Annotated in this window: 5 protein-coding genes and 1 tRNA gene; 1 reads left to right on the forward strand and 5 read right to left on the reverse strand. The window is 66.6% G+C overall.

The annotated features are described in order from the left end of the window. The 4 genes from Q0U08_RS15700 to Q0U08_RS15715 form a co-directional block, all read right to left on the reverse strand. The coding region (locus tag Q0U08_RS15700; protein WP_298092485.1) for a glutamate synthase central domain-containing protein at positions 1-1,761 on the reverse strand (1,761 nt) is incomplete at its 3' end. Positions 1,762-1,766: 5 nt separating this feature from the next. Beyond that, positions 1,767-3,209, reverse strand: coding sequence for an NAD(P)-dependent oxidoreductase (locus Q0U08_RS15705; protein WP_298092478.1), 1,443 nt, complete (start codon positions 3,207-3,209; stop codon positions 1,767-1,769). Positions 3,210-3,366: 157 nt separating this feature from the next. Beyond that, a complete protein-coding gene (locus Q0U08_RS15710; RefSeq protein WP_298092479.1) occupies positions 3,367-4,164 on the reverse strand; it encodes an undecaprenyl-diphosphate phosphatase in 798 nt (265 codons plus the stop codon). A 25-nt stretch (positions 4,165-4,189) separates the two neighbouring features. Continuing rightward, complete coding sequence (locus Q0U08_RS15715) at positions 4,190-5,125, reverse strand: complex I NDUFA9 subunit family protein (RefSeq protein WP_298092481.1); 936 nt, start codon at positions 5,123-5,125, stop codon at positions 4,190-4,192. 107 nt (positions 5,126-5,232) lie between these two features. Between Q0U08_RS15715 and Q0U08_RS15720 the strand changes: the two genes are divergently transcribed. Beyond that, positions 5,233-5,319, forward strand: a tRNA-Leu gene (locus Q0U08_RS15720). A 360-nt stretch (positions 5,320-5,679) separates the two neighbouring features. Here the strand turns inward: Q0U08_RS15720 and Q0U08_RS15725 are convergent. Continuing rightward, on the reverse strand, positions 5,680-7,194 hold a 1,515-nt coding region (locus tag Q0U08_RS15725), incomplete at its 5' end, for a TonB-dependent receptor (RefSeq protein ID WP_298092483.1).

Raw genomic sequence — 7,194 nt, forward strand, 5'->3', positions numbered from 1 at the left:
CGAGCGCCCGAAATGCGCGCGCAGCCGCTGCCAGTCCGCACCCGTCAGCACCGGGCTGTCCAGCACCAGCACGCGCTCGCGCTGGTCGCGCACGTCCAAGATGTTGGCGAGATTGCCGAACCGCGTCTTGAGCGACATCACATAGCGCTCGCGAAGTGGATCGATCGGCGGGTTCGTCACCTGGCTGAAATTTTGCCGGAAGAACTGGCTGATCAGCCGCGGCTTGTCGGAGATGACCGCCAGCGGCGTGTCGTCGCCCATCGACCCGATGGCTTCCTTGCCACCCTCGACCATGGGCGACAGGATCAGTTCCATATCCTCCAGCGTCTGGCCCGCGGCCACCTGCCGGCGCGCCAGATCGGCCCGACCGAAACGCATCAGCGCATCGTCCCCAGCCGCGGGCAGATCGTCCACCGTCAGGAACTCGCCGATCATCCCGGCATAATCCTGCTCGCCCGCGATCCGGTCCTTGATCTCGCGATCGTGGAACAGCTTGCCCTCGGCCAGATCGACCGCGATCATCTGCCCCGGCCCCAGCCGGCCCTTGGCGACCACCGTCGCCTCGGGCACCACGACCATGCCGCTCTCCGACCCCACGATCAGCAGCCCGTCGGCGGTCTGCGTGTAGCGCAGCGGACGCAGCGCGTTGCGGTCCATGCCGGCGACAGCCCAGCGGCCGTCGGTCATGGCCAGCGCCGCCGGGCCGTCCCACGGCTCCATCACGCTCGCCAGATACTGGTACATCGCGGCATGATCGCCGGGCACGTCGGCATCGGCCTGCCACGCCTCGGGCACCAGCATCAGCTTGGCGGTCGGCGCGTCGCGGCCCGAGCGGCAGATCGTCTCGAATACCGCGTCCAGCGCCGCAGTGTCGCTGGCGCCCGCCGGGATCACCGGCTTGATGTCCTCCGAATTGTCGCCGAACGCGATCGAGGCCATCCGGATCTCGTGGCTGAGCATCCAGTTCTTGTTGCCGCGGATCGTGTTCACCTCGCCGTTATGCGCGAGGCAACGGAACGGCTGCGCCAGCCACCATTGCGGGAAGGTGTTGGTCGAATAACGCTGGTGGAAGATCGCGACGCGGCTCTCGAACCGCTGGTCGGTCAGGTCGGGGTAGAAGACCGACAGGCTCTCCGCCAGGAACAGGCCCTTGTAGATGATCGACCGGCACGACAGCGAACAGATGTAGAAGCCGCTGATCTGCGCCGCGATCACGCGCTTCTCGATCCGCCGGCGGACCAGGTACAGGTTCTTCTCGAACTCGGCCGCGTCCACCTCGTCGGGCATCGGCCCGGCGATCATGATTTGCTCGATCTCGGGCCGCGTCGCCTGCGCCTTCATGCCGATGACGGACACGTCGACGGGCACCTGGCGCCAGCCATAGATGGTGTAGCCCGCCTCGATGATCGCGGACTCCACGATCGTCCGGCACGTCTCCTGCGCGCCCAGATCGGTGCGCGGCAGGAAGATCATGCCCACCGCCAGCCGGTTCGGCCGCACCTTGTGCCCCGACGCCGCCACCGCATCGTCGAAGAAGCGCACCGGCAGGTCCAGATGGATGCCCGCGCCATCGCCGGTCTTGCCGTCCGCATCCACCGCGCCGCGGTGCCACACCGCCTTCAGCGCGTCGACCGCCGACTGCACGACCCGGCGCGAGGCACGCCCGTCCGTCGCCGCGACCAGGCCGACGCCGCAGGCGTCGCCCTCGAACTCGGGCCGGTACATGCCTTCGCTGGCGAGGCGCTCGCGCTCCAGATCCATGTTCGTCACGCCGCTTGCCTTTCGTTCTTCGCCTTCGTCTTCAGCCATGCGTGCATGGCGCTCGCCACGTCGCGCCCGTCGCGGATCGCCCATACCACCAGGCTGGCGCCGCGCACGATGTCCCCGGCGGCGAACACGCCGTCCAGGCTGGTCATCAACGTGCGGCTGTCGACCAGCACCGTGCCCCAGCGGCTGACGCCCAGTTCGGGCGCGCCGAACAGGCCGGGCAGATCCTCGGCGTCGAAGCCCAGCGCCTTGATGACCATGTCGGCCTCCAGCGCGAACTGGCCGCCCGGATCGACCTCGGGCGCGCGCCGGCCGCTGGCGTCCGCCGCGCCCAGCCGCATCCGGTTGGCGCGCACGGCACTCACCGCCTCGCCGCCGTCAAAGCCCAGCGGCGCGGACAGCCAGACGAACTCGGCGCCCTCTTCCTCGGCGTTCGCCACCTCGCGCTGGCTGCCCGGCATGTTGGCGCGGTCGCGGCGATACAGGCACTTCACGCTCTTCGCGCCCTGGCGGATCGCGGTGCGTACGCAGTCCATCGCGGTGTCGCCGCCGCCGATCACGACGACGTTCTTGCCCGCCGCGTCCAGCCGTCCGTCCTCGAACGCCTCGACCGTATCGCCAAAGCCCTTGCGGTTCGACGCGGTCAGATAATCCAGCGCCGCGATCACGCCGTTGCTGCCCGCCCCGTCCACATCGACGTTGCGCGCCTTGTACACGCCGGTCGCGATCAGGATCGCGTCATGGCGCTGGCGCAGTTCGTCCAGCTTGGCATCCTCGCCGACCGAGAAACCCTCGTGGAAGACGATGCCGCCCGCCTTCAGCCGCTCGACGCGGCGCATGACGACGGGCTTCTCCAGCTTGAAACCGGGAATGCCATAGGTCAGCAACCCGCCCGCCCGGTCGTGCCGGTCATAGACGTGCACGTCATAGCCATAGCCGCGCAGATATTCCGCCGCGCTCAGCCCAGCCGGCCCCGCGCCGATCACCCCGACGGACAGCCCCCGTGCCGGCCCCGGCACCAGCGGCTCCACCCAGCCCTCTTCCCAGGCGGTATCGGTGATGAACTTCTCCACCGACCCGATCGTGACCGCGCCGTGGCCTGAAAACTCGATAACGCAATTGCCCTCGCACAGCCGGTCCTGCGGACAGATGCGCCCGCAAATCTCCGGCATGGTCGAGGTCGCGTTCGACAGCTCATAGGCTTCGCGCAGACGCCCCTCGGCGGTCAGACGCAGCCAGTCGGGAATGTGGTTGTGCAGCGGACAATGCACCGAGCAATAGGGCACCCCGCACTGCGAACAGCGCCCTGCCTGATCTTCAGCCGCGGCAACGGCATACCGCCCCGCAATCTCCTGAAAATCTTCCGCACGATGGGTCGCGTCCCGCTTGGCTGGATAAGCCTGCTCGCGTCCCACGAACTTCAACATAGATTCGTTCGCCATACCCGCCTCCGAGCCTGCGGATATTGCGCGTTACGCTCGCTGTCACTCGCAAAACGACCTAAAGGACAGTATTGCTGCCGTTAAATATGGTCTATTTGCTGCCAGTTGCGCATCGGTCGCAACTGGCAGCACCATATTAGGTCCGATGTGGTGCGTATCAGGCAGAGAGGGCGATCAGCGCGGCCGCACCCGCTACGATTCGGTACCAGGCAAAGGGCGCGAAGCCATGCTTGGTCACGATCGCCAGAAATGCCTTCACCACCGCCAGCGCCACCACGAACGACACGACAAAGCCCACCGCGATCAGTTGCAGGTCGCCCGTGGTGATCGCATCGTGATGCTTGGCCATCTGCAGCACGGTCGCCCCGGTCAGCGTCGGCAGCGCCAGGAAGAAGCTGAACTCGGCCGCGGTCTGCCGCTCGATGCCCAGCGCCATTGCGCCCATGATCGTCGCGCCCGAACGGCTGACGCCGGGGATCATCGCGAGGCACTGGACGATGCCGATGCTCGCCGACTGCTTCACGGTCACCCCCGCAATACCACCCGATTGTTTCGGCCGCGCCAGCCGCTCGATGATGAGGATGCCGACGCCGCCGACGATCAACGCCCAGGCGACCACCGTCGCATTCTCCAGCAGCGCCTCGATCTCGTCGTTGAACGACAGCCCCAGCGCGACCGCCGGCACGAACGCGATCAGCAGGTTGCGCACGAAGGCGATCGATTCGCGCGACCCGCGCATCAGCCCCTGCAACACCGCCCAGAAGGTCCGCCAGTACAGCACCACGATCGCCAGGATCGCGCCCGGCTGGATCGCGATGTTGAACACCGCCCAGCGCTGCGGATCATAGCCGAGCAGTTCGGTGGCCAGCACGAGGTGGCCGGTTGAGGAAACGGGCAGGAATTCGGTCACCCCCTCGACGATGCCGAGGAGGATGGCGATCAGGAATTCGGACAAAAGCGTGTCTCCCGACGGATACGGATCAGGCGGCGATCGTCTTCAGGCGCCGCCCGAAGCGACCCTGACGACGGAAACGGACCAGCCATTCGGGGGCGACGGCCTCCAGCGGGCGGGGTGCGATGCCGAACGCGGCAAAGCCTTCCGCACCGTCGCTCACCACATTGTCGGTCTGGAGCATGCGCCACTGGTCCCGCGTGATCGGGCTGCCCGGCAGGCTGGCGAGCAGCGAGCCGACGCCGTCGGGCAGCTCCACGATCGATGGCGAGCGGCCCAGCGCCTCGGCGATCCAGCGGATCAGCGCGCCCATGCTGATGATGTCCGGCCCGCCCAGTTCATAGGTGTGGCCGCCATGCGTGCCGGGATCGGCTACCGCGCCGACGATCGCTTCGGCCACATCCGCCACGAACACCGGCTGAAACCGGGTCGGCGCGCGCAGCACCGGCACCACCGGCGCCTTGGCGATCATGCCGGCAAAGCGGTTCACGAACTGGTCCTCGCGCCCGAAGATGATCGAGGGGCGCATGATCGTCGCGCTCGGGAAAGCCGCGCGCACCGCCGCCTCGCCTTCGCCCTTGCTACGCGCATAGCCCGATTCGGCCTGCGGGTTCGCACCGATCGCCGACACCTGCACCAGCGCCTCGACGCCCGCGGCCTTGGCCGCCTCCGCCACGATCCGCGCGCCCTCGACATGATAGCGCTGGAAATCGCCCGCCAGCACGCCGACCAGGTTCACCACCGCATCCGCGCCCGCCACCGCGCGCGCGATCGTCTCCGGCCGCGACACGTCGGCAGCGATGAACTGCGTCTGCCCCAGCCCGCCCTGCGGTTTCAGGAAAAAGGCCCCGCGCGGATCGCGCTGCGCGATCCGGACCCGTGCCCCGGCTTTCAACAGGGCCTGCGCGACGTACCGGCCGACAAAGCCTCCACCGCCGATCAGCGTCACCAGCTTGTTCTTCATGCCATTCACCCGCGAAAGAGAAAAAAAGTGCGTGCCGCCCCTTTGCCGTTCACTTCCCCCGTTGACAAGGCATCCAAACCCACCCTAAAGGCGCGGCCCTACCCCGTGCCCAGATGGCGGAATTGGTAGACGCACCAGCTTCAGGTGCTGGCGATCGCAAGGTCGTGGAGGTTCGAGTCCTCTTCTGGGCACCATTTTCTACCACCGGTGGAAAATGTCGTTTGCGGCGGATCGGATGATCTTGGCCACGAACCTTTGGCGTCATGCTTAGCCATGACTACATCCATTCATCGACAACTTTGACAGGATGCGGCGCATCGTCGTGAAGCGCGTCACGTTGCTTTGTGCATGCCCACCGATCGACGCGACATCATCACCGCGTAGGGAAGCCCGTCAGGTGCGTTCGCCCCGTTTGGCATCCGCAAGCCACCGAAATCCCGGATCGCGCTCCTAACCCCCTCAAAAAGCGAAAAGGAGCGGTGTCGTACTGACACCACTCCCTTCAACCGGCGGCGGGGTGTTGGCCCCGCCGCCACGATGCCCTTCGGGCCGGCTTACATATCGACGGTCAGGCCGACGAAGATGTAGCGGCCATTGGCCTCGTAGATGCCCGGATAGGTGTTGCCGTTGCCGAACGAACCGATCGGCGAAGCCGTCGCGCTCAGCACCGGGGGCTCGCGGTCCAGGATGTTGTTCGCACCCAGCCGGAAGGTGAAGCCATCCTGCACCCGCGCGGTCAGCGCCAGGTCGAAATAGCTCTGCGAGGGAACGCGGGCGTCCAGCGGGAAGAAACCGGCGGCCAGATCGCTGTCGCTGCTCGTCCGCTCGAACTCCGTCGCGGACAGGTAGCGCCAGCGGCCCGAGATGCCGATGCCGTCCGGCCCGTCCCAGGTCAGGCGGACCTGATGACGCCACTTGGACTGCGGATAACCGCACTGTGCGCCGTACAGGCCGGCGCAGTCGAAGCGCGCGCCCGCCTTGTCGCGAGTGAACTCGTCGACATAGGTGCCGGTGAAGTTCGCCGCGAAGCTGCCGGCCGAGGCGGTGCGCACCACATAGCCTGCGTTCACGTCGATGCCGCGCGTCTTGATCGACCCTGCGTTCAGGTTGGTATCGACCACGAAGCCCTGCGGGGTCTGCCACAGCGTGCCGGCGGCATCGCGGTTGATCAGGCCGCAGAACTGCGGATTGGCGGTCTGAACGCACTGGTTCAGGATGGTGTCGGCACCGATGATGCCGATTATGTCCTTCACCTTGATGCTGAACGCATCGACCGTCAGGTTGAAGCCGGGCAGGAAGCGCGGCTGCAGGATCACGCCCGCGGTGAACGTGTCCGCGGTTTCCGGACGCAGGTTCGGGTTGCCGCCGACCAGGCCGTTATACTGCTCCGACGGATTGTTGGCGATCAGGCCGTACAGGTTGGCCGGAACGCCCAGATTGACGCACTGTGCCTGGGTCGCGGTCGGGGTGGCGCCTGCGCACGGATCGGTCGCACCGTCGATCTGCACCGACTGCGCACGGAACAGTTCCTGCACGTTGGGCGCACGCACCGCGCGGTTGTAGCCGCCACGCAGCGTCAGGTCGCGCACCGGCGCCCAGGTGACTTCGCCCTTGTACGAATGAACGCCGCCCGAAGTATTGTAATCCGAGTAGCGATAGCCGCCATTCACCGTCAGCTCGTGGAAGAACGGACGATCGCTGACCAGCGGCACCTGGATTTCGGCGAAGATTTCCTTGACGTTGTACTGGCCGGCCACCGGCAGGGTCGGACCACCCTGGCCTGCCAGATCGCCCGTCGCAAAGGCGGTGTCGACTTCCAGTTCCAGCGACTCTTCACGATATTCGCCGCCGACGTTCAGCGCGATGCCCTCGCTCGCCCAGGGCGAGGTGATGCCATATTCGGAACCACGGAAGGTCACCGAGCCGCTGACGATCTTCTCCTTGGTCTGGCCCTGCATGAAGCCTGCGACCTGGACATAGTTCAGCGCTTCCGGCGTGATCGCCGCCGAGCCGAAGATGTTCAGCGGCACGCAGTTCGGATCGGTACCGTCGACCACCGAGCGGCAGAC

Source organism: uncultured Sphingomonas sp., assembly GCF_946477935.1.
Lineage (GTDB): Bacteria > Pseudomonadota > Alphaproteobacteria > Sphingomonadales > Sphingomonadaceae > Sphingomonas.

Bases quoted from the DNA above. Each gene is read 5' to 3' on its own strand.
- Q0U08_RS15705 (WP_298092478.1), bottom strand. From the start codon at position 3,209: ATGGCGAACGAATCTATGTTGAAGTTCGTGGGACGCGAGCAGGCTTAT.
- Q0U08_RS15715 (WP_298092481.1), bottom strand. From the start codon at position 5,125: ATGAAGAACAAGCTGGTGACGCTGATCGGCGGTGGAGGCTTTGTCGGC.